Raw genomic sequence first — 24,847 nt, 5'->3', positions numbered from 1 at the left:
GGATGAGCAAAGCGACAGCGAATCGATTAATAAGTGGCTGGTCAAATGCTACAATATGCGCTTTTTGATGGACTGGTACGGTAGTTAAATGCAAAAGACGCAGAGGTTTATGCCCCAGGAGCGCCGCGCTGTCTCCGCGCTGGCTTCGTTGTACGCCATGCGAATGCTTGGGCTGTTTATGGTGCTGCCGGTTTTCATGGTGCTGGGCAGAGAGATTGAAGGAGCAACGCCAGCGCTGCTGGGCCTAGCCATAGGCGTTTACGGCTTGAGTCAGGCTGTCATGCAGGTGCCTTTTGGGGCGCTGTCTGACCGTTTTGGCCGGAAGAAGCTGATCTTGATCGGTTTGGGATTATTCTGCCTTGGCAGTGTCGTCGCTGCATTAAGCGATCATATTTATGGGGTTATCTTTGGTCGTCTATTGCAAGGAGCGGGCGCCATCGCCAGCGTATTAATGGCGTTGCTCAGTGATTTGACGCAGGAAGAGAATCGCACCAAGGCCATGGCGACCGTGGGAATGACGATTGGGCTGTCATTTGCGTTGGCGCTGGTGCTGGGGCCATTGATTTCAGGCTTTGCAGGATTGTCTGGACTGTTTTGGGCGACGGCGTGCATGGCGTTGTCAGGAATGGTTTTGTTGTATAAAGTGCCGACCCCGTTACAGCAGCGGCGCAACTTGGAAACGATAGTGCTTCGATCCGCCCTGCGGGATGTCTTTCAGCATAAAGAGCTGATGCGTCTGAACTGGGGAATATTCTCGCTGCATATGATATTGACGGCGATGTTCGTCGCAATGCCGGTTACATTGGCGGATAAATTTAATATGGCCGCGGATCGACATGGCTGGTTTTATCTGACGGTGATGGGCGGAGCCTTCGTATTCATGATTCCGCTGATCATCATTGGCGAGAAAAAGCGCCTTTTGCGACAGGTTTTCACTGGAGCTGTCTGGTTAATGGCGGCGGCTCTCATGATTGTAATGAAAGGGGTGAACGACTTTATCGGGTTTACCCTGGCTGTATTCGGCTTTTTCTTGGCTTTCAACTTCTTGGAAGCGACTTTGCCTTCTTTGGTCAGCAAGGTGGCGCCCGCGGGAATGCGGGGAACAGCGATGGGAGTGTACTCCAGCTCGCAGTTCTTTGGGGCCTTTCTAGGGGGCGTCCTAGGTGGACTGGCTTATCAGAAGTTTGGTTTGATGGGAGTGTATGGTCTTTGTACAGTGATGGCGGTAGTATGGGGCGGAGTGTCCCTGTTCATGCCTGATCCTCCCTACACAGCGAGTTATGTGCTGTCGCTGCAGCCGTTTAATGTGGACGCGGCGGACAAGATAGCGCAGGAACTGACGCAAATTCATGGTGTTGAAGACGTCACTCTGGTGATTGAAGAACACTTGGCGTATTTAAAGATTGATAGACAGCGCTTTGATGAGAAAGCGCTGGTAAATTACCCTCTCACCGCCCAGGTTGAGGGATAACGTTTGGAGAGCGATATGGCGCGTGGTGTAAATAAAGTAATTCTAATTGGTAATTTGGGTAGCGATCCGGAAACACGTTATACCCCCTCCGGCAGCGCGATTTCCAACCTGAGGTTGGCGACTGACGAGAGTTATAAAGACAAGCAGACGGGACAACTGGTGCCGCGTACAGAATGGCACCGGGTTGTGCTGTTCGGCAAGCTGGCGGAGATCGCTGCTCAGTACCTGAGAAAAGGCTCCAAAGTATATATTGAAGGTCGTCTGCAAACGCGCAAATGGCAGGACCAATCTGGACAGGACCGCTACAGCACTGAGATTGTTGTAGACATGCAAGGTCAGATGCAGATGCTCGACAGCCGTAGTGGCGGCGGTGGTATGGATAACTCGCAAGGTTACAACGACGGTTGGCAGCAATCCGCTCCTTCCGGCGATAGCTACGGCGGCGCTCCTTCCAACAACAATTATGGTGGCGCTTCCAATAACAACTATGGCGCGTCAAGCGGCGGCTATTCCGCTCCGAACCAGGGGCAACAACGCCCGCAACAGCCTCAGCAACCAAAGCCGCCCATGCCAGAGCCTATGGACGACTTTGACGACGATATTCCTTTCTGATCCGGAAGCTAAAGAATATTTAAGATATAGAGCTGTGACAGCCTGACTTGAAAGCCCCATTATTTTGGGGCTTTTTTGTTTTTACGTTTGGGGTGAGGAGAATTGGGGCCATGAAAATCGCAGTATTATTCGGCGGCACGAGTGAGGAACGGGATGTCTCAATCGCCAGCGCCGCGCAAATTATTCCGGCGCTGCGTAGTCTGGGGCATGAAGTGTTTTCTGTGGATACGGCTACTGGGCGGCTGTCTGCAGCAGACGAAGCGCGTCTTTTGCAAGCTGGTGTGGGGCCAGAGCCGCCGTCGACTTCTGTAATTGCCGATGTGAGGGGGCGAGCCATTGCCTTGTCGGCGGAGGCTTTCAATATCCGTGACGTTGATGTCGTTTTTCTTGCGTTGCATGGCGGCCCCGGAGAAGACGGTCGGATTCAGGCGATGCTGAACCTGGCGGGACTTGCCTATACCGGCAGCAATCATATTGCGAGCGCGGTAGCCATGGACAAGGACCTGAGTAAGCGCTTATTTCGGGCCGCGGGCGTATCCACGCCGGATTGGCTGATGGCGCCGGCAAGCAGTGATGAGGTTGCAGAAAAGTTAGGCTGGCCAGTGGTGGTCAAGCCCAGCAAACAAGGCTCCACCGTTGGCTTAAGTGTGGTGCGCGAAGCGTCTGAACTGGCGCGGGCGATAGCGCTTGCAAGTGAATACGACGATGAAGTGATGATCGAGAAGTTTGTCCCTGGACGAGAATTTACGGTCGGAATATTGGAAGGACAGGCGTTGCCAGTTGGCGAGATTATCGCTCCTAACGAGATTTTCGATTACCAGGCTAAATATCAGGTGGGCGGCGCCCGTGAAATATTCCCTGCGGATATTGCCGAGGCTGACGCCGTCGTCATGCAGGACATTGCATTACGGGCTCATGCGGCGCTGAAGCTGGGTGTATACAGCCGGATCGACTTTCGTGTCGAAGATAACGGCGCAGTGTGGTGCCTGGAAGGGAACTCCTTGCCAGGGATGACGGCGAATAGTTTATTGCCGCAAGCGGCGAAGGCCGCCGGTATTGAGTTTCCCGAGCTACTGGAGCGAATCTGCCGCGGCGCCGTGCGTTGAGCACTTAGCGAAACTGTGGCGAATCCAGGTGGGGAGCATGCGGCCAAATCTATCGTTATAGTGTGTCATAATGCTGAAGACAGGCCGTCAAGGTACGAGGGTCTAATTAGAAAAATTAACGGCAGAAACAAGGGAGTAGGATATGACTACAATTTTGGATATCGCAAAAAAGGACTTTGAGACCGGCACGGAATATCAAGTGGAATTGATCACTAAGGAAGGCTCTAAAAATGGTAAGCCTTCGCCGTGTCTGGAAGTCTGGGAAAGAGCGAGAGGGACGCGTACGATTCTGGGTAGAGTCTTTCAGATCGATATGGAAGAAGCGCTTTATCATGCCTCCAAAAATGGCGCTGAAGAAGTCCTCATCGGCAAACGCGGTAAAGATGACGACGCTTTCTCAGAAGGTAAGATTGTGCTCGAAGGCGGCGCCCCGGCGAAGCTGATGCTGGCGCTGAAAGTCACTTCTTCACCCACACCGGAAGTGAAAGAAGCGGCTTATCCCTGGTAAGTCGATTCGAGACCCCAAGGCGAAGCGGTGCAGTCTGGCGCTTCGCTGACCTCTGTAAAGCTCCCCTACCTCTGATGTGCCTGAATCCAGCGCAAATTCACTGGCTCATTGGACTCCGCCAATAAGTCTCCCTCATGAGAATACAGTTGAATCATGAAAGGGCGACCCGCCAGTACATCCTGAGCAGTTTTCACATCGGTGTGATAGCCATCGTTATTGGCTTTATCGGCTAGCGCGGTAATGAGGATGGCGCGCTCATTTTCCCAGTCAAAGCCCGCCAACGTTTTCAACTGCTCACGAAAAATCTGACTGTCGCTTTGCGCTGCGACTAATACTGCATACTCAATCGGGAATGCTTCTCCGTAACAGGTGTGGATGTCTTGCCGCATGCTGGTGATTCGGTACTCGCAAGAGGATGCGTCATAGAAGTGGACAGGGTGGGAGTATGTGGCGCAACCCAGAATGCTGGCGTTTAAGGCGATGGCCAGCGACAGCTTTATTATGCTTTTCATATTGTCTTCCCTTGGTGTGGTTTGAGGCTTCCCGCGCATCGTTGTTGCTGGACGACAGGCATACTTTCTATTGGCTATTTTAGCGTTGCATATCTTTATAAAAGAAGACTGTGACTCACTCGTTGCAACATATCCTGATGAATTTATTGCGGTTTGTTGGAGTATGGTTACAGCCGCCGCTATACCCCCCGTTTTTACAAACCGTTTCTTTTTTGATCAGTTTCATCCTTATATGATGCCCTCGCCAAATGTCCGTGTTCAGGCAGTTGCGGGCGATGGATTGCATGTTTGCCGGTAGATCCGGCGCTGAAGTGATGGGATGAACTATGTTGTTGCGAACTTATCCGTGGCCTGTCGTTCTGATGCGAACAGGCCTCATGACGGCTAGATTATTATTAGCGGTTCTATTTTTGACTCTATGCGCATGTGGCGGCGGTGGCGGAAGTACAGATAACGGCACCGACTCAAATCGAGAGATTGTAGATACCCAAAGCGATCCTTCGACCAGCATTGATCCAGATGATCTGGAGCCCACAGGCAATGGAGATAGCGATGCCGGTCAGGACGACATCGTCGACGATCCTGATGAGCCTGAGTCACCTAAAACCTACGAACTTGCCGGTATCTATTGCAGTTGCGGGCCCACTACCAGCACCTCCTCTTCAGTGTTTAACAATATCGAAGAAGCGGCTTATCTGGATGGTGTATTGGTGCGTATTCCCTGGGCGGAAATGGAGCCGTCTCCCGGCGTCTATGACTGGTCATTGCTGGATCAGCAGTTGGTTAAAGCCAAGGCGCAGGGGCTGCATGTCACCTTCGCGCTGCTGAATGGATATGCCGCGCCGGCCTGGTTGGAATCCGAAGGCGCGGACATGCTGGATTACATCTTTCGCGGGGACATTCCCCGGCGTCTGCCGATTCCCTGGGATGAAACCTATCTGCGTTACCTGACAAACTTTATTGCGGCCTTGGGCGCTCGCTATAGCGGCGAGGAGGCATTGCAGTTGGTGCATATGACCAACTCGACTACCAATGGCTTTGAAATGCAGTACTTTTTTGACGCTCAGGCGGAGGCGGACTTCTACGCAAAAGGATACAGCGAGTCTGCGTTAGTGAATTCATGGAAGCGAATTCTGGATGCATACAACCAGGCCTTTGACGACACCCGCATGGATCTGGACGTGCATCCGGTACTGGGTTCGCCGACGGTGGCGGAGCAGGTTGTCGCCTATGGGCAAGCTTCTATTGGGGCGCGCTTTGGCGTATTCGGAGCTTGGTGGAGTCGTCGCAATGCGGAGGTGGCGTACCCGGAAATGTATAGCCTGCTGTTGTCCGGCGCAGCGTCCAGCTTTGCTGGCGTGCAACTGGTCGGCACGGCTTCCACCCGGGCTTATAACGAAATTACCCGGGAAGATTTGCTCGACGCCATCCAGTTAGCGCTGCAATCGGGCATTTACTATATCGAAGTCTGGAATCAGGACTTATTGAATACGGATATATCGCCTCAAATGGGCGGTTTTCACACCAGTGTCAACAATGCGATCAAGTAAGCGGCCAACCCGGAGGCTGAGCCTCCGGGAGTTGCAATGGAATTAGCTGGTGACGGCGTTCAGAGTACGGGTGTGAACGCTTTCCGGCAGCAGTATTTTCAGTGGCGGCATGGCGTCTATCTTGGCGGCCACATCGCCGTAAATCAGCTGCAGTCCTTCAATGATGCGTGAAGGCTGATCCACCCAGGAGGAGTTGCGACGCTTCAATTCGAACGGCTCCTCACACTGGAAAAATTCCAGCACCTTATCGATGGTCGATCCCAGGCTCTCGTACTTGATCAGGATGGTCGGGTGTTTGGGAGAAAGATTACTGACCCAGTTATCAAACTGGCGCTCGATATTGAACTCATCCACGCCTCTCTCCAAATACTCCTCCAGCGTCATGCCGCGTAGCGAACGCGCCGGAGTGGGGCTGTTCACGTTCATGGCTTTTGCGTGCATGTCCTGATAATTGCGACGAAACAGTGAGAGCACCGCATCGTAAGGATTGCCGAACATGTAACCGAGTCGGATGTCGACCTCATCGTCATACACGGCGGGCGTATAGGCGTGTTCGCGGATGGTTTTATCGGAGATGGAGCCGATATGGCGCGCCAGGGCGGTGGAGCCGACGCCGCCCATTGAGCACATGGCGCAGCGCACAGCGGCCTTTTTACGGAACAGCTTCACTCGGGAGAGGAGTTGCGGTATGTCCAACATAATCGTGTCCTTGTCAGTGGTTGTGAGTTCCAGTTCAGGCGGCGGCTTCGCCAAAAATCGCGTCTTCCACGATACCGCAGATAATGTGTCCGATCATGATGTGGCATTCCTGAATTCTTGGCGTATGCGTGGAGGGCACGTTGATGACGTGCTCCGCCAGTTCCTGCACTTTGCCGCCGGAGCCGGCGAAGGCGGCGGTGATCAGGTCCATTTCTTTGGCGCTTTCCAGAGCGACCAATATGTTCTTGGAATTACCGGATGTAGTGATGCCGATGAACAGGTCGCCGGGTTTGGCGTTGGCCTCCACCTGGCGTGCAAAAACCCGTTCGTAGCCGTAATCATTGCCGATGGCCGTCAGCATGGAGGTGTCCGTCGTCACTGCCAGGGCGGGCAGGCCGGGGCGATCGAATTCAAAGCGGCTGACGAACTCCGCCGCGATATGCTGTGCGTCCGCCGCGCTGCCGCCATTTCCCGCCAGGATAACCTTGTTGCCCCTTTTATAAACCTCCACGCAGACTTGACCCAGACGGAGCACTTTCTCCATCAATGGCTCGTCCGCGAGCAGGCGTTGTTTGACTGCAATCGAATCTCTGATGCGTTCTTTTACATAGTCCATGTCAATGTTCATTGGTCATCCTCCTGGTTGTCCGGGCTCAGTCACTGAGCGCCGAAAGGGTTGCTTCCCGCTGGGGAAAGAACTGCTCTGTGTGGGCGCATAAGAAGTCGTAGTCTTCGGGTATACCGATATCGATAAAGGGGCCAGCTTTGGTGTAGGCGTATAACCCTCCGCCCACCAGCGCCGGAAAGGCGGTTTGTTCGAAGGAAAACGCGCCTTGTTGCGGACAGTGTTTATGCAAGAACTCGGCGCTGAGGAAATAGACGCCGGCATTGATCAGTCCAGGGCCGGCGTTCGGCTTTTTCTCCTCAATCATGATCACTTTGCCGCTGTGTTTGTGCACGGTGAGCTTGCCATAGCGAGAGCAGTCGGGTTGCAGCGCGGCGAGCATGCCGTTGGTGAACTCGCTGCGATAAACGGAGGAAATAAAGTCCTGCAAATCGGTGTCGCAGAAACTGTCGCCATTGAGCACCAGATAATAGGGCGCGGGATGCTGTTCCGCCGCCATGCGAATAGCGCCGCCGGTGCCCATGGGCGCGTCTTCAATTACGAAATTCAGGCGCTGGGTGGCGCGGGGACGCTCCTCAAAATAACGGACGATGTGTTCGCTTTTGTAGCCGAGAGACAGCACGATATCGTGGATATTCTGGCGCTCCAGCTGATCCAGCAGCAGCTCCAGAAATGGGCGGTCAGCCACCGGCGCCATGGGTTTTGGCAGATCCGCAACCCGCGAGCGCAGCCGGGCGCCTTTACCGCCGGCAAGAATGATGCAACGTACATGCGTTGCTCTGGCTTCCATGTTCATTTCATTCCCCTTGTTTATTTCTGCCATAAAAAGAGTCTGGCGTCGTAACTCTCATCCACCACGCGCATGTTGCGTTGGACGAATTGCAAGGTGTCCGCGTCGATGACCAGCGTCATCGCATTCCAGGGGGAGGCCACCAACCAGACACGATTATTCTGGTTCAGTACGTCCTGTAGCTCCCTGTCGCTGCGAAGCACCACCGTGCCCAGGAATTTATCCCGATAGAAGGGCGAGTCCAGGTTACGGTCGTAGACGATCTTGCGATCGGTAATGGTCTGCAGGAAATAATCCGGTGTAATGCCGGAATACAGCTTGGTTGGCATCGGCGCCATGCTGATGACTTTATCGCCTTCCCGATAGCCCTGTTTCAACGTGGCGGACACCTTGCGGTAGTCCACGCCGGCGAAACCGTCCCGGTAATCCGAGCGAAAACCCAGGTGTCCCAGGTTGCCGATGCTATAAAAATGGATCAGGTTGGAGTTCATTGACATCACCGCCATCAATAAGAGCGCCGCCAGATTGAAGCTGGCGACCGCTGTCGCCGCTGGGGCTCTAACCCGGGCGGTAAGACGTGTTACGTCCTCAATCAGAAATGTCAGGATGGCGCCGACGCTGATGATGAAAAACGGGTAGATAAAAAACACATAGTGGGCGTTGTAGAACAGCAAAAAGTTGCTGAGGCACAGCAGCGTGATGAGGAACACCAGATAGTAAAAGCGCAGTGTCGGACGCTTCCAGGCGTAATAGGCGCCGAGCAGGAAAACAGCGCCGGTGATGAGATGGGTTTCCATGCCAAAGAAGTTGATAAAGTAAAAGCCTGGCTCCCAACTGTCTTTCAGGAAGCCCAGCTGCGGCAGACTGACATCGCCTTTGCCGGAGCCCAGCATGAGGTGCGGCTGTTGCAGCACCACCCGGCGCACGCCTTGGGCGACCAGCGTTAATATCACCAGTAGATACATCACCCAGAGATTGCGCTGGAAGATCCAGGCCAGATTATCCCGTTTGAAGATAAGCACGATGACGCCCATCACAGGAAGCAGAAACCCGGAGCCTTCCCAGCTTAAATAGGTCACAGTGAATAGCGCCCAGACCAGCAACGCGAATCGCAGTCGAACCCGTTCCTGCTGCAGCAGATGGTAGACCGCCGTGGCGGTGAGCAGAGTGAAGAACTGCGTCTGCGCCGGGTGAAATGCGTTCTGCGACCAATAGATAGACCAGGTTGAAAGGCTGTATAAGAGCCCCGCGATAATCGCCGCCGCCAAGCCAAAGCGGCGCAGGCTGATCCAGAAAATCAGGCTCAATACGCCAGTGGAGAATAGCAGCGCAGGCAGGCGTAAAGTGAATTCGGAAAAGCCGCCCAACTTGACCGATAGCGCCAAAAAGTAAGGCACCAGTTCGTAGGTGGCCAAGGGAACTTCCATGGTGCTGACGTAGATATAGGGATAGCCCTTATCCAACACGCCCTCTACAAAACTGGCGATAGTAGCTTCGTCGATAGTGAGCGCGCGCGCCTCCAGGCCGCCGACGCGCAGACTGAAAGAGAGTGCAATCAGCGCGGTGGCGATCAGCATGATCACTGGAAAGGAATTAGCCTTGGCGCGCATCAGCGTCCATTTCACCCATGGCGACTCGGCGCGGCTGTTCATAAGCTTTCCTCCAAAACTTTGGTGGCTCCGCCGACATAGTCGGTTGCGCAACTCTCGCGTCCGATTGCAAAGCGTGATGAGCGCAACTGCAGCGCGGACAGGGCTTGGGCCAGGAGCGCAGCGCCGAACAAGGCGGTGACGACACCCAGATTAAACAGGCTGGTAGTAAGCAGGCGCGCATCCAGGGCGAGGGCGCACAGCAAAGCGCCGAAGCAGGTAAGAGAGGTCAGCAGCAGATTGATCGCTGCGACAAGACGGGGCAGACCTGCCAGCGCCAACAACAGTCCTGCGCTGGTAAGAACGTTGAGCAGAAACCAGATTGCACACCATTTCAACGCGCGCAAAATCAATTCGGGGTAACTGACTTGCCGCATGACCTCCAGGCTGGGGTCTTCGAAACGAATTGGCGCGCTTTCCACTGATTCCGTTTCTACCTGACGGATATGTGGCGTATAGGCGGGGCGCTCGTATTGCGCCGGCGCATCCGTAGCGCTGACCGGACTGACGCGCCAATCTATGCCGGGAAAACTGATGAAGCGATCTTCCCCGGTCTGTACGACGGCCTGCAAGCCCATACCCAGGGCCGGGTCGCAATCCGCGAACACTTCAATCTGGTTGGCGGGCGCGGAGCCTAGCGGTTGAAACAAGTTAATGACTTTGATTTGCGGATAATCGCTGGCGTAGTCGCCCAGGCGGCGTTGATTGACGTTAACCTTGAAGGAGCCGTTGCATTGCGCCATCAACCAGGCGTTTTGCAGCGCGGCGCGGGAGAAGGGCAATGTCAGCACAAAACGGGCTTCCGACGCTTTGTCGCCGGCGCCGCTGCGCCAGACCGGCTGCAGCGCACTGGTGCGGCTCCACAGAAAATAGCCGTAATCCACATTGCCGCTAATCGCAGGCGGCTTTAACCCATTGGCTAACTGCGGCGCCCGCCAGTCCTCGTCATAAAACCCGTATTGATACCAAACCCGGGCGTCGGCGCCGCCATTGGCGGGGGTGAAGGACGCCTTCCAGGCGTTATCGCTGACCAGACGCTGTTCCTGTCCCTGGCTGTCCTGGACCCGAAGGGACAGAATCATCGCTGGCGCGCCGCCGAGGGTGGATTTTTCCACCCGGACGGCGATGAGGTTTTTACCGGGGCGTAAGTACGATTCCACTGCGCCGAGCCAGATGGGCTCAGAGGTGGCGGCGGATTTCACGGCAACTTCCACGCCGTTGATATAGAGCTTGTAATTCTCTGTGCCCGCGAGCTTCAAGAAGGCTTTATAGGGCGCTGCGCGCACGATGAATATTTTGCGGAAATAGCTGACGGCGCGGGCGTCTGGCGCAGTGATCCACTGGGCTCCGTCCCAGTTCAAGCGCACGCTTTGCTGATTCTTCAGCTCCAGTGCGTAGGTGGTCATCAGTCCCAGCAACAGAGAGAAAGCCAGCAACGCCGGAAAGATTTTGCGGCTCGCCCGCAGTCCCTGTCGCGCGCTTCGCCACAGCATAGTCATGACCCGCTAAGTCCGCGCACGGCGCGTAGATTGCGCACGCTGTCCGCATCAATGGAAAGCTGGAATGACTCCCGCGCCTGATCCACTTTCCCCATCATCATCAGGCATTCTCCCTGGGTCGCCAGCAAGTCGGCGCGCAGGCTGGAGCCTTGAATTCGTTCGAGCGAGGCGGAAACGCTGGACAGACAGCTTTCCGGCACGCCCTGGCGGATATAGGCGAGACTGGCCATCGCCCGCAGAGTGTCGCTTTCTGGATAGACCCGCAGCATTTCCTGCAACGCCAGCAAGGCCTCATCCCATTGCTCGTGACGGTAATTGCGGCTGATGACCCGGTCAGTCAGGATGGCGAGCCGGCGCTTGGTGTGGTGCGCCACATAAGGAAAGAACTCGTCTTCGCGACGGTGTTGCAGAGCGGTATGCAGCGTGTCCAGCGCCTCTTGGCGCTTGCCTGCGGTCTCCAACTGCGCCGACTGATAGAGCGCGGCGGCGGGGTTTTCCGGTTTGAACACCATCGCGTTCAATTGTGAGAAAAGCCGGCTGGCCTGCTCGGAGTAGGTCAGCAGTGGGTCGAGCTTGAAGGCGATGACCATGGAGCCAAAAGCGGACGCCGGAGCCCCCTCAGTCAACCGCCATTGTGCATCCTGTTTGTATTTGGCCGCTTGCAGGGTCGGGTAGAGCGTCAGCGCCAGCGGCATGATCAGAATGAGCAGTGCAATGGGATAAAAGCGCAAGTGCGCTTTGGACAACGTCATCATAAAAAGAATGGCGGCGGCGCCCGTGGCGATATACCAGCCCCATTCCAGACACAGAAACGCCAGCTCCAGACGACCGCCCAATGAATCAAAGTTGGCGGTGTCGGGGAGTGCGATGGCCTGGCCTTTATTGGGCGTAAAGAAGGAATTGAAGAACCGCTTCAACGTGCGGTAATCCTCAATATTGTCGGCGTAGGTTGGCAATGTATGGGGGTCGAGGGCGACGAGATATCCGGGAACGCACGCCAGGAACGCGAGGGCGAAGGCGGCGCTCACCAAAGCAAGATTCGGCTTGTTGAAATGGACGCTGATCGCCAGCAACGGTGCGGCGATCAAAAGCAATAAGGCGGGGCCCAGCATGTCAGGATGAGACAGCGCCATTGACGCGGCGTACTGGACGCCAGACTCGCCGCCGGCGAAGGGCAGATTGATCCAGGGAGCAAGGAACGCGCCCAGCATCGCCAGAATCAGACTCGCCTGCACCCCCGCCAGCATCTTCATGGACTTATTGCACCCCTTTGCCGACGGGACGACGTTTGATCAGCGCCGCCAGGAAAGCCAGCTCGCGCTGATCCAGCGTTTTGCTGACCAGAATCAGAATCAGATAGGCGACGGCGAACAGCAAGGACGCCAGGATAAACTGCAGCAGACCCGGGGACGCGAAAGCCGCGTTCACCGCGTAGCCCGCCAGTAGCGCCGCCAGCAACGGCTTGTAAGACATGCGCACCCATTGCACGGGCACAGACTGGCGATACAGGAACCAGAGCGATCCGGCGATAAATAAAGCTTCCGCGGTCACTGTACCCACTGCTGCGCCAAAAGCGTGCAGATGTGGTATCAGCAAAATATCCAGGATAGCGTTGGTGGCCAGGGTGGCGAGGGAGATCAGCGTGAACAGACGCTGCCGTCCCATGGCGGAATACACGTAAATCATGATGGAGGAGGGGAAGATAAAGAAGATCGCCACCGCCAGCGCTTGCAGAATATTGGCGGAGGAGGCGAATTCCGGCGTATACATCAACCCAATAATGTCCTCGGCGAAGACAAACACATACGCCACGATGGGCAGCGACAGAATGGCGTAGAACTTCAACACCTGATTGAGAAAACGACTGAATTCCGCTTTATCGCCAAGCGCCAGGCGGGCCAGTTTGGGATAGATCGGAATAGACAGCGTGAACGGCAGCATTTCGATTATCTGTATTACCCGATAGGCGGCGTTGAACAGCCCCAGGGCGAGCGGCGCCGCCATCGCTTTCAGGATAAGGGTGTCCACATGCAGGGTGGCGCGTCGACACATCATGGATAAGCCGATGGGAACGGACTCGAAAAGCACGTATTTCCACAGGCCGGGATCAAAGCGCCAGGGAATGCGTTTGAAAACCGCCAGGCTGCAAGCGTAAAACAGCAGGAACTGACAGACATTCGCCAGCAAATAGTAACCGCACAGCGCCAGAATGCTGGGATCGTGGTCGCGCCAATACAGGGTGAGCGCCAACAGAATCACTTTGTGGATGACGAAAATGGCGGCGTTGAATTCCATGCGCTCGAAGGCGCGAAACAGCGCGCCATAGATCACGCTGTGAAACACGATCAACGCGGCGACCGTCATAATGAACAGACTCATTCCGAAGTCGCGGTCCTCCAGAATCAGCAGACAGACAACGGCGGTGGGCGCGGTGGCCACCAGGGTGACCGCCCAGGCCAGCAGGCGCACGTTGCCGAAGAAATGCTTGTATTGCTCCGCCTTCTGCGCGATTTCCCGCACCAACAGATTGGTGACGCCCATGTCGGTGACCAGCTGCAACAGGCCGACAAACGCCAGAATGAAGGCGAAGTCGCCGAAAGATTCCGGTCCCAGGGTGCGGGCGATCAAGACGATGACGTAGATGTTGAGCAGCGCCCCCACGCCCTCGCCGAGCAGGGTGGCGATGATATTGCGGAAAATCTTCTTGTTCGAAGACATTGATTAATCTCCCTCTACGGAGCAGGACCATCGCGCGCCCGGCGTCAGCCGGAATTGCAGCAGCCACAGCTTGGCGTAGGCGTCCAATTTGCCCAGCTCAATTTGTCGGATATCGGAACGGGATTCGATTACCTCACTGACGCCCACCTTGCCCAGTCGAAACAGCTCCTGGTTCTTCTCCAGTTCGGATCTGGCGCGATCCAGGGCGCTGAGTGAGTTTTTCAGGGTCAGTAATTGCTGTTGATAGTCCCGATAATTTTGCAGGGTGACGATGCGTTGATTCGCCCTGATCAGATCCAACTGCCTCTGTTCTTTTTCCACCTGCAGCGCCCAATAGCGGGATTTGCCGCTGGCGCGCAGGGTGTCTTGCAGCTTCACCTCAAGACTGACTCCCACTGTGGTGAGATGCTTGCTCTCGCTAAAGTCCTCGTCCGCCACCCCGCGGACGGAACCGCTCAAGCCGAACGCCACGCCGTTATCGTGACGCGCCTGATCGTACTGGCGACGGGCGATGGCGAGTTGGGTTTGCTGCAGGATGACGTCGATGCTGCTGTTCTCCGCGGCATTGACGAGGGTTTCCAGGTCTCCGGCGGGAGGCAGGGATTCCAGTTTGAAGTCCGGCGTCGGCATGGCGTCGGCGGTTTGCGCCAGGAATGCGAACTTCTGGCTCAGATAGTCACGGTTATTCGCGGTTTGTTGCAGCTCGCCTTCCAGTTCAGCGACGGCGCCTTCCGCTTCCAGCAGATCTGAGCGTTCAATCAGACGGGCGCGGGCGGCATTGCGCGCGATGTCCAGTTGCGACTGGGCGTCCGCCAGCAGTTCCCGTAGCAGAATTTCCTGTTGTTGCGCCTGTTGCAGTGAGACCAGCACTTCCACCAGTTCCAGCAGGCTTTCCTGAAACAGCTTCTGATGCTTGGCGGTTTCATACTCGATGCGCTGCCGCAGAATCGCGGCGTCGTCGGTTTCCTGTCCCACCCAGCGGCTATTGCGGTAGATCGGCGCGTCCAGCGCCACCTTGGCCTGATTCACAAACCCGGTGCGGCGTCCGCTGACGGATGTTTCATTGTCTGAGTCGATGAAGGCGCTCTGATTCTGCTCGAAGGCGAAGTTCCCCACGGATTCGCCTTCGTAGTACTGCGGCCCTGCGCTCAGAGTCACTTCTGGATACCATGCCTGTCCGGATGTGTATTCAAACTCTTTGCGCAAAGAGGCGATTTCCAGACGCTGCACCTGCAATTGCGGGCTGGTGCGGCACATCTTACTCAACAGGGCCTTAAACTCGGGGCGGTCTTCAAAGCCATGACAAATTCCCGCACTCAACGTCATGCAGACGCCTGTGGCGAGTGATAGCGACAACCTGGCTGACATCATGAATTCCTTATCCTTTTACCTTATCGCCGGCTTTCAGACTCTGCTGTCCCGCCACCACGATTTCATCTCCCACATGCAGACCTTCAATGATTTCCACATAGCCGTCGCCGGAGATGCCTACTTTCACCGGGGTCAATTCCGCGGCGCCGGACTCGCTGACCCGAAACACCACCGCGTCGTCGTCAAAGCGATTGATCAGGGCGATGGAAGGAATGCGCACGGTGTTTTTGTTCTGCTCCAGATACACCGTGCCGGTCATGCCGGGCTTCACGATCAGCTCGGGATTGGGCGCCTGCACGTAGACCCGGGCGGCGCCCTGGCTTTCATCCAATTCAGGGTCCACCCGATAGATTGTTCCGTGCAGGGTGGTGCTGGTGAAGGCCGACAGACGGATATCCACGGCTTTGCCCAGTGAGAAGTTGCCCAGTTCTTTTTCCGGCAGCAGAATCTTGAACAGAATCGGGTCGATGGAATTGATGACCAGCGCTTCCTCGCCTTTCTTGATATAGACGCCGGGAAAACTCTTCACTTCGCTGACGACGCCGGATATCGGCGAAGCCACTTGCGTTTGCTTAAGCTCCTGGCTGGCGTTGTTAAACTGGTGAGTGGCTTCGGCGAGGCTGCTTTGCGACTGGGTGAAGTTGAGAAACGCGGTTTTATACTGCTCCTGAGAAACATATTCGCCTTCCAGCAGACTCTTCATTTCACTGAGGTTGGCGCTGTAGTAGTCCAGCAAGGTTTTGCGGTTTTCCACCAGGGATTTCGCCAGGGTGTAATTGGATTTATAGAGCGTGTCGTCCAGCCGGAACAGCTCCTGGCCCTCGACCACCAGATCGCCCAGTTTGACTGGTTGCGCCCTGATAGCGCCTTCGATTTGCGGACGTATCGCGACGGAAACCCCTTCCGTGGCGACGGCGGTGGCGGCGAAGCGGGAGGTGACGTCGCCTGCGCCGACTTTGTGCAGTTCTACTGGCGCGGCGTTCCCCACATTGCGGGCGATTTCCGTATTGGTAATTTCCATATGCTTCTTGGCGGACAGCAGCAGGAAGCCGATCAATCCGACGATCGCCACGATGAAGATGGAAAATACGAAATTGCGCTTCATGATGTTCAGCATGCGTCCAGTCATTTGAATCCTTCTATGGTGTTGCGGGCCCCGCGCGCCTGTCGCCAAAGCAACCAGGTGAGCGGCGCGAACAGCAATAACTCGGACGCCACCGCCCACACATTGCGCCAGCCGATAAAGCGGGCCAGGGTGTCGTGGTGAGGTCCAATCAATAAAGTGAACGGCGCGGAGATACGCGCATCGCTTAACGGCCAAAGCAGCGGCGCGCCAAAGCTGCTGTACAGCCCCCGTTGCGGGCCGGTGAAAAAGTCCAGCAAGGTGTGGCTGAGCAGGGCGCAGGCTATCACTGCGAAGCGTTGCGTGTAGCCAGGCCAGAGCGCCAGCAGTCTCCAGCGCGGCCACGCCAATAAGGCGGCTACAGCCAGTAACGTCGCGGGCGCGTGAGATGCGCGACTGTGATAAGCAAGATGGTCGCCGCTGATGACATATCCGACCAGCATATCCAGATCCGGCGCATTGCCGAGCAGAGCGAAAAACGCCAGCGCGGCGGCTCCGGGCATAGGCGCGCCGCCGCGCAACGCATGGGCCGCCAGGAGACAGTCGATACCGCAAAGTGCGTGGGCCACAGTGGTCGCCATAAGTACGCCGTCAACTCTTGGGCTGCTTGAACTTCAGATAACTGCTGGTGTTGTTGCGCGAAACGATCCGGGCTGGCGCGCCGACGACAGTACAGTTATCCGGAACTGAGTCGATCACCAGCGCGTTGGAGGCGACTACCACATTGTCGCCGATGGTGATGTCTCCCAGAATCTTGGCGCCAGAGCCGATAAAGACATTGTCGCCCAGTCGGGGACGGCCTTTGCGTTGATAGTCCGGGCCGACGGTGACGCATTGGTTGACGGTGCAGTCTTCGCCTACAATTTCTGCGTCTATAAAAACGCCGGAGAAATTATGGATGACCAGACCGGGGCCGATAGCGACCCGGGGAGGAATGCGAATGCCGGTAATGGAGCCCAGCAGAAACTCGGTCGGGAAATATAAAAGCCACGCCGCCAGCTTCAACAAGGGATTGCGCGTGCGCGCGGCGTAGTGTCCCAGACGGTACGAGCACAGATAGAGCGTGCCCAGCTGGAACGTGATTTTCAGGTACTTGTTGACGAAATTGTCGATGCGCACATAGTGTGAACGCTTCCTGCGGATATCCGCCGCCAGTAAACCGGCCATGGTTACCTAACCTCCATATAAATCGGCTGCAAGAGCCTGTTCCCTGGGCTGGCGCTGACGCCAGGCCCCACCGGCGTGACGCGGACGCCGGCTTCGCCGTTGCATGTGGGCGAATGCGCAGATTGCCAGAATCCGCGCATTCGCGCCAGCGTTTCAATGACGTTGGAAAAGGACGGTTCGCTCCCTTGCCGCACTACATTCCTTTTATACACTTCAAGATCTTACGTCGTTTGGAGAGTAGGTCTCCAGAATGAACTCACGCAGCTTTTCCTTGGGCGCGCGTTCTCCTCCCGTATACAAATGTTCGTACAGCACTTCAATGCCTTGCGCCAATTGCCGCCAGGTGTAGAACTTGTCTACGACCTGTCGGGCGGCTTGTCCCAAACGCTGGCGTTTGGCGTCGTCGTCCAATAATTGAATCGCCGCGTCGGCGAGCGCGTCGCAGTCATGGTTGTCCACGATCAGCGCATTGCTCTCATGTGTCAGTCCTTTCGCGCCGCCGCGAAAGCCGGCGATGGCGACGCCGGCGGACATGTAGTTCAAGACTTTCACCGGATGTCCCGGGCACTCTGGACGAGGAATCACCGCCACATCGGCGATCGCCAGATAGTCCGGCAATTCATCCAGGGGCACCTGATCACAGAACAACACCTGATGGGCGATGCCGAGTTCCTCCGCCATGCGCTGGTATTTGCGGTGGGCTTCCGGGTTGGAGATATTGCCGACCAATAACAGCTTCACGTCATTACGGCGGGCGGCTACTCGCGCCATTGTCTCCAGCAGGTAGTCGATTCGCTGAAAGGCGTCTAGACTGCCTGTGTAAATCAGATAGTGGTCGTCTTTGCTTAACTGGTGGCGGGCGTAAATGCGCTCCGGATTGGGGTTATCAAACATCTCCGGTACGACCCCGGCGGGCAGTACGGTGATTTTGTCCGCGTCCACGCCCAGTTCCACCAGAAAGTGTTTGAGATCATCAGACACTGCAGTGACATGGTCGCCTTTGAAGGGCAGGGTTTTGTCCAGAAAAGTCGCCAGCTTGCGGGCGAAATCTTTGTTTTTGAAGAAGTCGTAGGTCGGCAACTCGTCGGTCATGCTGTTGACCGCGTTATACAGCAACGGCCGGCGCGTGATCAGTTTGGCCAGCCAGCCTATCAGCACGCCTTCATAATTGTGAGCGTGAATAATGTCGATATCGTATTTGAGGATGACGCGTATGAGCTTGAACACCATCAGCGGGTTGAACAGAAACTTCTCCGGGGAAGGGCCAACCCGTATGGCGTTTTTCTTGAAACCCGGAACCCGCACCCGATGTATGTGCGGCCCGACAACGGGAATGTCCTCTTTAATAGGGTAGGTGACGATATGGACTTCATTGCCCAGGTTCACCAGCGCTTCCGACATTTCCCTGATGGAGGCTGGCGATCCATGATTGGCGGGGAAAGGGCAGGCCGCCACCATGGCGATTTTAAATTTCCTTTTTTCTGGCTTCACTTTGTATGCATTCCTTCTAAAAGTGACGTAGATCCTGGCTGAAAAGCAAACAGGTTTAACCTGCTATTAACTCCGAAAAAGGCAATATTCGAGCCAAAGGAGGAGGGGCAGGATGACAGGTTTGTAAAATGAAAACCCGTGGTGATGACGATAAATGAGCGCAAATTCTCCTTTTTGACGCCGGCTTTTTCTCGCCGAAATACCCGATGTATAGAGGCTATGGCCCGGAAACCCTTTTGTGGCGCGGGATATCGCGAATAAGCTGACCGGGTGGTCAAAAGTGGTGCAAAAACAATGTGTAAAATATATTGACGGTTCCGGTTTCGTTTGTCGTTAAAAGTATCGGGAATGTTTACAGAGATTAATAAGTGAACAGAGAAAGTGGCCAAAGCGTAAACTGAATCGACATTCATCTTATTATTTTCTTTACACCTAGCGCATAAGCGGCTGCCCTTTTTTCTCTATCGGCGCCCTCAAATGAATCAAAAATTGAGGTAAAAATCGGGCTGTTTTCATTCCGGTACGTGAGAAAAAATTCATTTTTTTTCGGTGTTTTATACGGAGGCGGAGGCTCAAAGTCGTGATCTCCTATCTCGACTTCTTCCCGCGTAGACCATCGTTAAACCGGTCTTAAGTGGAAGATAAAACAGCTCTTTATTTGCTCAGGTCGTAACCGGCGCCCGTCGGCTTCGCGATTTCCTCTGACTGTCATATAAGCGTCATCTGCGTTTTTTCCCTGTTTTGCGCCTTGCTCGGGCATGCTTTTTGCCTCGCTGAGGACATTGGGCTGCTGCTTTACTCTGCTGAGATTGCTCCCACGGATAAGGAAATGAACGCGGATTTGCGTTTCGCACATGGCTTCAGGAGTACGACGGTGGCTAAGGAATATACAATAAAGTCTGGGAATGACGTCTGCGCCGACATTGTCTGGCATCAGCATAAAATCAGTAAATCCCAGCGTGCGTCCATCAAGACGCAAAAGCCTTGTCTACTGTGGTTCACCGGCCTTAGCGGAGCAGGCAAATCCACGATCGCCAATGCAGTGGAGGCGCAGTTGTTTGACTTGCAGCGCCACACCTATCTGTTGGACGGTGACAACGTCCGTTATGGGCTGAACAAAGACCTGGGTTTCTCCGACGAATCCCGGGTCGAGAACATCCGCCGAATAGGCGAAGTCGCCAAGCTGTTTGTCGACAGCGGCATGATCGTTCTGAGCGCTTTCATCTCCCCCTTCCGCGAAGATAGAAAAATGGTGCGTCAAATGCTGGAGCCCGGCGAATTTGTCGAGGTCCATGTTTCGACGCCTCTCAACGTTTGTGAACATCGCGACCCCAAAGGCTTGTACAAGAAAGCCCGCGCGGGTCGTCTCGAAAAGTTCACCGGCGTTGATTCTCCTTATGAACCGCCAGTCAATCCGGAATTGACTCTGAATACTGATGCAGTATCCCTGTCCGAATGCGTGGAGAGGGTTATCGGTTATCTCATTGCACAGCAATTTATTGTTGAAAGGGACGCAACACTGTATCGCGCTTCTTGAGCGCAAGGACTGCAGTTTGTTGTAACTGGACGTATTCAAGATGATTAGGTTACAAAACTAGGGAAAGGACTACTTTATGTTTTACCGATCAAAAGCTCCGCTAAGGATCAGCTTCGCCGGAGGCGGCACCGATATCGCCAGCTACTCCGACATATATGGCGGCAATGTTCTGAATGTCACCATAAACAAATACGCATACACCCATCTGGAGTTGCGGGAAGTTCCGCAAATAGAAATCTACTCGCAGGATTTCGAAAGCATCACTCGCATCAAAGCCAACAAGGACCTTCAATTCAATGGCGAGAGCGATCTGGCCAAAGGCGTGATCAAGCGCTTTTACGAAGGTTCCGCCGGTTTACGCATCGTCACCCACAATGACGCCCCGCCAGGGTCCGGTCTGGGCTCTTCGTCAGCCATGGTGGTGTCGTTGATCGGGGCTTTCCGGGAACTCAAAAACCTGGCGTTAAGCCCTTACGACATCGCCCGACGCGCCTGCGAAATCGAGCGCGGCGATCTGGGGATTCTGGGGGGCATGCAGGATCAGTACGCGAGTGCTTTCGGCGGCTTCAACTTCATGGAGTTCCAGAAAGACCATGTCATCGTCAACTCGCTGCGCATCGACCCCTGGGTTATTCATGAACTCGAATACAACCTGATTCTGGCGTACACCAGAAAGAACCGGTTGTCTTCGCGCATCATCGAGTCTCAGGTCAAGAACGTAGAGCGCAACGACCAGGCGAGCCTGAACGCCATGCACAACCTCAAGGCGCATGCAGTGGAAATGAAAAAAGCGCTGCTGACCGGTCGCCCGGATGAATTCGGCAAGCTGCTGGATTACGCATGGCAAGAGAAGAAGAAAATGGCGGCGACCATTTCCAACGGTCAACTCGACCAGATTTATGAAGACGCGATTAAAGCCGGCGCCCTGGGCGGTAAAGTCAGCGGCGCGGGCGGCGGCGGCTTCATGATGTTCTATTGTGAGTCCACCCGTAAACGTCGGGTGATGGAAGCGCTGGTGAAAGCCGGCGTGGAAGTGATGTCTTTCAACTTTGAACTATCTGGCGTGCAGTCCTGGCGCAGTTCCCGTGAGCTGCGAACGCCGCAAACGGTGTTCACTAAGGACAAATTTCTGGCTGCGTGATTTACGGGTGGTTAAGCAAACGCCGGAATGGAATAACCCAGCGAAACAAAGGACAGTTCAATGGAAGCGGACATCATATTACGTAAGGTGGATAAGGCGCCCACAGAGGATGCCCAGACGGAAGCTTCGGTTTCCGCGCAAAATAAAAAATTATCTAGCGTATCTGTCGTATTCCCCGCCTATAACGAAGAAACGAATATAGAAATGACGGTCCTGAAGGCGATAGGAGCGTTTAAAAGGCATTTTGAAACCGTAGAGATCATTGTCGTCAACGACGGCAGCTCCGACGGCACGCGGGATATCCTCGAACGCCTGCGTCAGGAGCATGAGGAAGTGCGCCCCATTCACCATGTGCAGAACAAGGGATATGGCGGCGCGGTCAGGACCGGTCTGAAGTCGGGGCGAGGGGATTTTATTTTCTTCTCGGATTCCGATGGCCAGTTCGACCTGGAGGAAGTCGACCTGCTGCTGCGGCACATCAACGATTACGACATCGTGGTGGGTTACCGGGCGCAGCGCGCCGATCCCTGGCATCGCAAGCTGAACGCTTACTGTTGGGGAACCCTGGTGCGCTATCTGTTCGGTATTCGGGTGCGGGATATTGATTGCGCCTTCAAGATTTTCCGGCGCGATTTTATCCAGAGCATTCGGATTGAGGCGGAAGGCGCCATGATCAACACGGAGATTCTGGCTCAGGCGGGCATGATGCACTGTACGATCAAGCAAGTGCCCGTGAGTCACTATCCCAGGTTGTCAGGCTCCGCCACCGGCGCCAATCCGTTAGTTATCTTCAAGGCGTTTGTGGAGCTGTTCAATCTCTACGGCAAATTGAAGGCCACCGGCTATAAAGAGCTGCAAACCAAAGCATAGAGTGAAGTCGTAAGCATATGTTATTTGCACGTTTTGTTGAGCAGGCGCAACGGTTTCCCGAAAAGGAAGCCGTTGTCTGGCGCGAGACTTCCTACAGTTATCGCGAAATGATCAGCGCCGCCGTCGGATACGCCCGCGAACTGCGGGCGGCCGGCGTCGGTCCCGGCGAGGCGGTGGCGGCGCTGGTTCCCAACTCGATTTACTTTGTGGCGACCTCGCTGGCGGTCTGGGCCAACGGCGGCGTACTGTTACCGTTAAACGTGGCTTACACGCAGGAGGAAACTGCGTTGTACCTCGACAACGCCCGAGTGCGCTTCGCCTTTGTCGTTCCTGACGCGGAAGCGAAGCTGCCCGCTGAGATGGCCCGTTGCGTGATTGGCTTGGATGACGGGTTGCCAGTGACGGATGAGGCCGCCCCGGAAGTCCGTTATCCAGGAGCGGCGGACGCCGTCATTATGTTCTCGTCCGGCTCCACCGGCGCGCCCAAGCAGGTAGTGCGCACGCAGGCGCAGGTGTTGGCGGAAGTGGAGGGCTCCGCCGTGACGCTGAGAATCACCCATGAAGACGTCATCGCCTGCAGCGTGCCGCTGTTTCACGCTCATGGCTTTGGCAACTGTTTCCTGGCGGCGTTGATGAATGGCGGAACCTTGTTGATTCATCACGGCGAGTTCAATGCGCGAAAAATGATGCGGCTGGTGTCGGAATATCAGGCGACCTTGCTGCCTTCCGTGCCGTTTATGTGCAAAATGATGGCGATGACGCCATTCAGGCAGGCGCCGGATTTGAGCCGATTGCGTTTGGCGTATACGGCTGGAGCGCCGCTGGAGGAAGACATATTCACCGGCTTCCGCGAGGCCTTCGGTATTCCTCTGGGGCAGTTATATGGCTCTACGGAAACTGGCGCCGCGGCGGTGAATGCGCATGTTTCGGCCGCTAACTTTCGCTCCGTCGGCAAGCCGGTGTCTGGCTCCGTTATCCGTTTGATTGACGATGAGGGAGCGCCTGTGGCCGCAGGCCAGGAAGGCGAAGTGGTGATCGACTCCCCAGCCATGACCTATGAGTACCGGGGGCTGCCGGAATTAAGTGCGGAAACCTTCCGCAAAGACGGTTACCATACGGGAGACCTGGGGCGGCTGGATGAGGAAGGCAATCTGGTCATCGTTGGACGCAAAAAACTGATGATCAATGTGGCCGGTCACAAAGTCGATCCCGCGGATGTCGAGGAAGTGATCCGGCGTATTCCCGGCGTGTTGGAAGTGGTGGCTTTGGGCAAACCCGACGGGATGTACGGCGAGATGGTCAAGGTGGCGGTGAAGGCCGGCGTCGGCGTCACCAGGGAGATGGTGGCGGCCTGCTGCGCGGAGCGTCTGGCGGCCTACAAAACACCGAAAATTATCGAATTCGTAGACGAAATTCCAAAGAGTCCTCTGGGCAAAGTGCTCAGGAAGTATCTTTAATCCGCAAAGTTAAGTACAAGGTGGAGAGCATGTTAGATTGTTTTAAAGCAAAGGGATATATTGCTGGCGGCATCATTACCAACAAGCGCGATGAGAGTCTCGACATCGCTGCGATGCCGCCGATTTTGCGGACGCTTCTGGTCACCGACGGCACTGTGACCAAAACACTGGAAGCCTATTATTGGGAGCCGTTGATGGTCGAGCAACTCGGCCAGAGCGAACAGGCGTTGGAAGACGATCTGGAGGAAATGTCCTGCTACAAGGGCGACACCGTATTGCGACGCAACGTCTGCATTCGCGGCGTGGACAGCGGCGACATATACGCCTACGCCACCTCAATCATCAAAACCCAAGACCTTCCCGAGCAAATCAGCGATCAATTACTTCAGGGTAAAATCGGTATTGGCGAGCTGCTGCGGGAAATGGGTCTGGAAACCTATCGTCAGGTCGCGGACATCTACCGCGAAATCAAACAGGAAGTGGTCCCGGGCAGCTCCAGCTACTACTGCGGAGAACTGATCTGCCGCACCTACTATATCTATGTAGGTCACAACCCGGTGATCCAGGTGACGGAGAAATTCCCCTACCGCCTGTATATCAAAAAGGGCTGACGCTTCACCGCGCAGTCCGCAGAAAGGGTTACGGAAACAAAGGCTTAAACGGAAGTGAACATGGAGAAAATAATATGAGCCAATCGGATACGCTAGAACGCTTGAAGTCAGTCGTAGGTGGCGTCACCCGCGTCGATTATGAAGGAGTGGGTCTCGACGAACCCCTGAATCTGGATTCCATTCAGCGCATTTCACTGATTGTGGCGTTGGAGGGAGAGTTCGATATCGAGATCGACAGCGAAAGTCTGGAGCCGGAAACGTTTGACACCTTCGGCGCCATGGCGACCTATGTGGCGGGATGCGTAGCGGAATCCGCCGGCGTCTGAGCAACGGACAGCAA

25 protein-coding genes are annotated in these 24,847 nt (G+C 55.4%); 11 read left to right on the top strand and 14 right to left on the bottom strand.

Features of this window, described 5'->3' with window-relative positions; translation table 11 throughout:
- Positions 1-88 precede the first annotated feature (88 nt).
- From KP814_RS16095 to KP814_RS16080, 4 genes are all read left to right on the top strand, one after another.
- A complete protein-coding gene (locus tag KP814_RS16095; protein WP_216737723.1) occupies positions 89-1,471 on the top strand; it encodes an MFS transporter in 1,383 nt (460 codons plus the stop codon).
- Positions 1,472-1,486: 15 nt separating this feature from the next.
- Positions 1,487-2,083 carry a single-stranded DNA-binding protein gene (gene ssb / locus KP814_RS16090; protein ID WP_216737722.1) on the top strand — a complete coding sequence of 199 codons (597 nt, stop codon included), beginning with the start codon at positions 1,487-1,489 and terminating at the stop codon, positions 2,081-2,083.
- A gap of 110 nt (positions 2,084-2,193) precedes the next feature.
- Complete coding sequence (locus KP814_RS16085; RefSeq protein ID WP_216737721.1) at positions 2,194-3,189, top strand: D-alanine--D-alanine ligase; 996 nt, start codon at positions 2,194-2,196, stop codon at positions 3,187-3,189.
- Positions 3,190-3,331: 142 nt separating this feature from the next.
- Positions 3,332-3,697 (top strand): hypothetical protein, encoded by a 366-nt coding sequence (locus tag KP814_RS16080; RefSeq protein WP_216737720.1) that lies wholly within the window; start codon positions 3,332-3,334, stop codon positions 3,695-3,697.
- A gap of 65 nt (positions 3,698-3,762) precedes the next feature.
- Here the strand turns inward: KP814_RS16080 and KP814_RS16075 are convergent, their stop codons facing one another.
- Positions 3,763-4,209 carry a hypothetical protein gene (locus tag KP814_RS16075; RefSeq protein WP_216737719.1) on the bottom strand — a complete coding sequence of 149 codons (447 nt, stop codon included), beginning with the start codon at positions 4,207-4,209 and terminating at the stop codon, positions 3,763-3,765.
- A 410-nt stretch (positions 4,210-4,619) separates the two neighbouring features.
- Between KP814_RS16075 and KP814_RS16070 the strand changes: the two genes are divergently transcribed.
- Positions 4,620-5,759, top strand: coding sequence for a beta-galactosidase (locus KP814_RS16070; protein ID WP_216737718.1), 1,140 nt, complete (start codon positions 4,620-4,622; stop codon positions 5,757-5,759).
- 42 nt (positions 5,760-5,801) lie between these two features.
- Here KP814_RS16070 and KP814_RS16065 read toward each other — a convergent pair whose 3' ends face one another.
- From KP814_RS16065 to KP814_RS16005, 13 genes are all read right to left on the bottom strand, one after another.
- Positions 5,802-6,458 carry a hypothetical protein gene (locus KP814_RS16065; protein WP_216737717.1) on the bottom strand — a complete coding sequence of 219 codons (657 nt, stop codon included), beginning with the start codon at positions 6,456-6,458 and terminating at the stop codon, positions 5,802-5,804.
- Between the two features lie 34 nt (positions 6,459-6,492).
- Positions 6,493-7,086, bottom strand: coding sequence for an SIS domain-containing protein (locus KP814_RS16060; protein ID WP_216737716.1), 594 nt, complete (start codon positions 7,084-7,086; stop codon positions 6,493-6,495).
- Between the two features lie 25 nt (positions 7,087-7,111).
- Positions 7,112-7,873 carry a nucleotidyltransferase family protein gene (locus tag KP814_RS16055; protein WP_216737715.1) on the bottom strand — a complete coding sequence of 254 codons (762 nt, stop codon included), beginning with the start codon at positions 7,871-7,873 and terminating at the stop codon, positions 7,112-7,114.
- A 20-nt stretch (positions 7,874-7,893) separates the two neighbouring features.
- Entirely contained in the window at positions 7,894-9,525 is a 1,632-nt protein-coding gene (locus tag KP814_RS16050; protein ID WP_253938418.1) for a glycosyltransferase family 39 protein, read from the bottom strand.
- Positions 9,522-11,015 (bottom strand): hypothetical protein, encoded by a 1,494-nt coding sequence (locus tag KP814_RS16045; RefSeq protein WP_216737714.1) that lies wholly within the window; start codon positions 11,013-11,015, stop codon positions 9,522-9,524. Before KP814_RS16045 ends, KP814_RS16050 begins: the two co-directional genes overlap by 4 nt.
- A gap of 2 nt (positions 11,016-11,017) precedes the next feature.
- Entirely contained in the window at positions 11,018-12,274 is a 1,257-nt protein-coding gene (locus KP814_RS16040) for a tol-pal system YbgF family protein (protein WP_216737713.1), read from the bottom strand.
- A gap of 4 nt (positions 12,275-12,278) precedes the next feature.
- A complete protein-coding gene (locus tag KP814_RS16035) occupies positions 12,279-13,739 on the bottom strand; it encodes a flippase (RefSeq protein ID WP_216737712.1) in 1,461 nt (486 codons plus the stop codon).
- Positions 13,740-13,742: 3 nt separating this feature from the next.
- Complete coding sequence (locus KP814_RS16030; RefSeq protein WP_216737711.1) at positions 13,743-15,110, bottom strand: TolC family protein; 1,368 nt, start codon at positions 15,108-15,110, stop codon at positions 13,743-13,745.
- A 7-nt stretch (positions 15,111-15,117) separates the two neighbouring features.
- Positions 15,118-16,239, bottom strand: a complete 1,122-nt coding sequence (locus KP814_RS16025) for an efflux RND transporter periplasmic adaptor subunit (protein WP_216737710.1) — start codon at positions 16,237-16,239, stop codon at positions 15,118-15,120.
- A complete protein-coding gene (locus KP814_RS16020) occupies positions 16,236-16,814 on the bottom strand; it encodes a metal-dependent hydrolase (RefSeq protein ID WP_216737709.1) in 579 nt (192 codons plus the stop codon). The genes KP814_RS16025 and KP814_RS16020 overlap by 4 nt, the downstream gene beginning before the upstream one ends.
- Positions 16,815-16,824: 10 nt before the next feature.
- Entirely contained in the window at positions 16,825-17,400 is a 576-nt protein-coding gene (locus KP814_RS16015) for a serine O-acetyltransferase (RefSeq protein ID WP_216737708.1), read from the bottom strand.
- A 213-nt stretch (positions 17,401-17,613) separates the two neighbouring features.
- Positions 17,614-18,891, bottom strand: a complete 1,278-nt coding sequence (locus KP814_RS16010) for a glycosyltransferase family 4 protein (RefSeq protein ID WP_216737707.1) — start codon at positions 18,889-18,891, stop codon at positions 17,614-17,616.
- Positions 18,888-19,304 (bottom strand): hypothetical protein, encoded by a 417-nt coding sequence (locus tag KP814_RS16005; RefSeq protein WP_216737706.1) that lies wholly within the window; start codon positions 19,302-19,304, stop codon positions 18,888-18,890. The genes KP814_RS16010 and KP814_RS16005 overlap by 4 nt, the downstream gene beginning before the upstream one ends.
- Before the next feature lie 461 nt (positions 19,305-19,765).
- Here KP814_RS16005 and cysC point away from each other — a divergent pair, with 461 nt between their 5' ends.
- The 6 genes from cysC (at position 19,766) to KP814_RS15975 (ending at position 24,833) form a co-directional block, all read left to right on the top strand.
- A complete protein-coding gene (gene cysC, locus KP814_RS16000; RefSeq protein WP_216737705.1) occupies positions 19,766-20,428 on the top strand; it encodes an adenylyl-sulfate kinase in 663 nt (220 codons plus the stop codon).
- A gap of 76 nt (positions 20,429-20,504) precedes the next feature.
- Positions 20,505-21,569 (top strand): GHMP kinase, encoded by a 1,065-nt coding sequence (locus KP814_RS15995; protein ID WP_216737704.1) that lies wholly within the window; start codon positions 20,505-20,507, stop codon positions 21,567-21,569.
- Positions 21,570-21,629: 60 nt separating this feature from the next.
- Positions 21,630-22,439 (top strand): glycosyltransferase family 2 protein, encoded by an 810-nt coding sequence (locus KP814_RS15990; protein ID WP_216737703.1) that lies wholly within the window; start codon positions 21,630-21,632, stop codon positions 22,437-22,439.
- A gap of 17 nt (positions 22,440-22,456) precedes the next feature.
- Positions 22,457-23,896 (top strand): class I adenylate-forming enzyme family protein, encoded by a 1,440-nt coding sequence (locus KP814_RS15985; RefSeq protein WP_216737702.1) that lies wholly within the window; start codon positions 22,457-22,459, stop codon positions 23,894-23,896.
- Positions 23,897-23,925: 29 nt separating this feature from the next.
- Positions 23,926-24,507: a chorismate lyase gene (locus tag KP814_RS15980; RefSeq protein ID WP_216737701.1), complete on the top strand. Its 582-nt coding sequence runs from the start codon at positions 23,926-23,928 to the stop codon at positions 24,505-24,507.
- Between the two features lie 74 nt (positions 24,508-24,581).
- Positions 24,582-24,833 (top strand): acyl carrier protein, encoded by a 252-nt coding sequence (locus tag KP814_RS15975; RefSeq protein WP_011399865.1) that lies wholly within the window; start codon positions 24,582-24,584, stop codon positions 24,831-24,833.
- The last annotated feature ends 14 nt before the right edge of the window (positions 24,834-24,847 follow it).

It is taken from the genome of Hahella sp. HN01, assembly GCF_018986435.1.
Classification (GTDB): Bacteria; Pseudomonadota; Gammaproteobacteria; order Pseudomonadales; family Oleiphilaceae; genus Hahella.
This window is presented reverse-complemented; position numbering and strand designations above follow the sequence as displayed.

Excerpts from the sequence above, each read along its gene's own strand:
- KP814_RS16095 (WP_216737723.1), top strand. The coding sequence starts at position 89 with ATGCAAAAGACGCAGAGGTTTATGCCCCAGGAGCGCCGCGCTGTCTCC.
- ssb (WP_216737722.1), top strand. The coding sequence starts at position 1,487 with ATGGCGCGTGGTGTAAATAAAGTAATTCTAATTGGTAATTTGGGTAGC.
- KP814_RS16085 (WP_216737721.1), top strand. The coding sequence starts at position 2,194 with ATGAAAATCGCAGTATTATTCGGCGGCACGAGTGAGGAACGGGATGTC.
- KP814_RS16080 (WP_216737720.1), top strand. The coding sequence starts at position 3,332 with ATGACTACAATTTTGGATATCGCAAAAAAGGACTTTGAGACCGGCACG.
- KP814_RS16075 (WP_216737719.1), bottom strand. The coding sequence starts at position 4,209 with ATGAAAAGCATAATAAAGCTGTCGCTGGCCATCGCCTTAAACGCCAGC.
- KP814_RS16065 (WP_216737717.1), bottom strand. The coding sequence starts at position 6,458 with ATGTTGGACATACCGCAACTCCTCTCCCGAGTGAAGCTGTTCCGTAAA.
- KP814_RS16060 (WP_216737716.1), bottom strand. The coding sequence starts at position 7,086 with ATGAACATTGACATGGACTATGTAAAAGAACGCATCAGAGATTCGATT.
- KP814_RS16055 (WP_216737715.1), bottom strand. The coding sequence starts at position 7,873 with ATGGAAGCCAGAGCAACGCATGTACGTTGCATCATTCTTGCCGGCGGT.
- KP814_RS16050 (WP_253938418.1), bottom strand. The coding sequence starts at position 9,525 with ATGAACAGCCGCGCCGAGTCGCCATGGGTGAAATGGACGCTGATGCGC.
- KP814_RS16045 (WP_216737714.1), bottom strand. The coding sequence starts at position 11,015 with ATGCTGTGGCGAAGCGCGCGACAGGGACTGCGGGCGAGCCGCAAAATC.
- KP814_RS16040 (WP_216737713.1), bottom strand. The coding sequence starts at position 12,274 with ATGAAGATGCTGGCGGGGGTGCAGGCGAGTCTGATTCTGGCGATGCTG.
- KP814_RS16035 (WP_216737712.1), bottom strand. The coding sequence starts at position 13,739 with ATGTCTTCGAACAAGAAGATTTTCCGCAATATCATCGCCACCCTGCTC.
- KP814_RS16030 (WP_216737711.1), bottom strand. The coding sequence starts at position 15,110 with ATGATGTCAGCCAGGTTGTCGCTATCACTCGCCACAGGCGTCTGCATG.
- KP814_RS16025 (WP_216737710.1), bottom strand. The coding sequence starts at position 16,239 with ATGACTGGACGCATGCTGAACATCATGAAGCGCAATTTCGTATTTTCC.
- KP814_RS16020 (WP_216737709.1), bottom strand. The coding sequence starts at position 16,814 with ATGGCGACCACTGTGGCCCACGCACTTTGCGGTATCGACTGTCTCCTG.
- KP814_RS16015 (WP_216737708.1), bottom strand. The coding sequence starts at position 17,400 with ATGGCCGGTTTACTGGCGGCGGATATCCGCAGGAAGCGTTCACACTAT.
- KP814_RS16005 (WP_216737706.1), bottom strand. The coding sequence starts at position 19,304 with ATGAATGTCGATTCAGTTTACGCTTTGGCCACTTTCTCTGTTCACTTA.
- KP814_RS15995 (WP_216737704.1), top strand. The coding sequence starts at position 20,505 with ATGTTTTACCGATCAAAAGCTCCGCTAAGGATCAGCTTCGCCGGAGGC.
- KP814_RS15990 (WP_216737703.1), top strand. The coding sequence starts at position 21,630 with ATGGAAGCGGACATCATATTACGTAAGGTGGATAAGGCGCCCACAGAG.
- KP814_RS15985 (WP_216737702.1), top strand. The coding sequence starts at position 22,457 with ATGTTATTTGCACGTTTTGTTGAGCAGGCGCAACGGTTTCCCGAAAAG.
- KP814_RS15980 (WP_216737701.1), top strand. The coding sequence starts at position 23,926 with ATGTTAGATTGTTTTAAAGCAAAGGGATATATTGCTGGCGGCATCATT.
- KP814_RS15975 (WP_011399865.1), top strand. The coding sequence starts at position 24,582 with ATGAGCCAATCGGATACGCTAGAACGCTTGAAGTCAGTCGTAGGTGGC.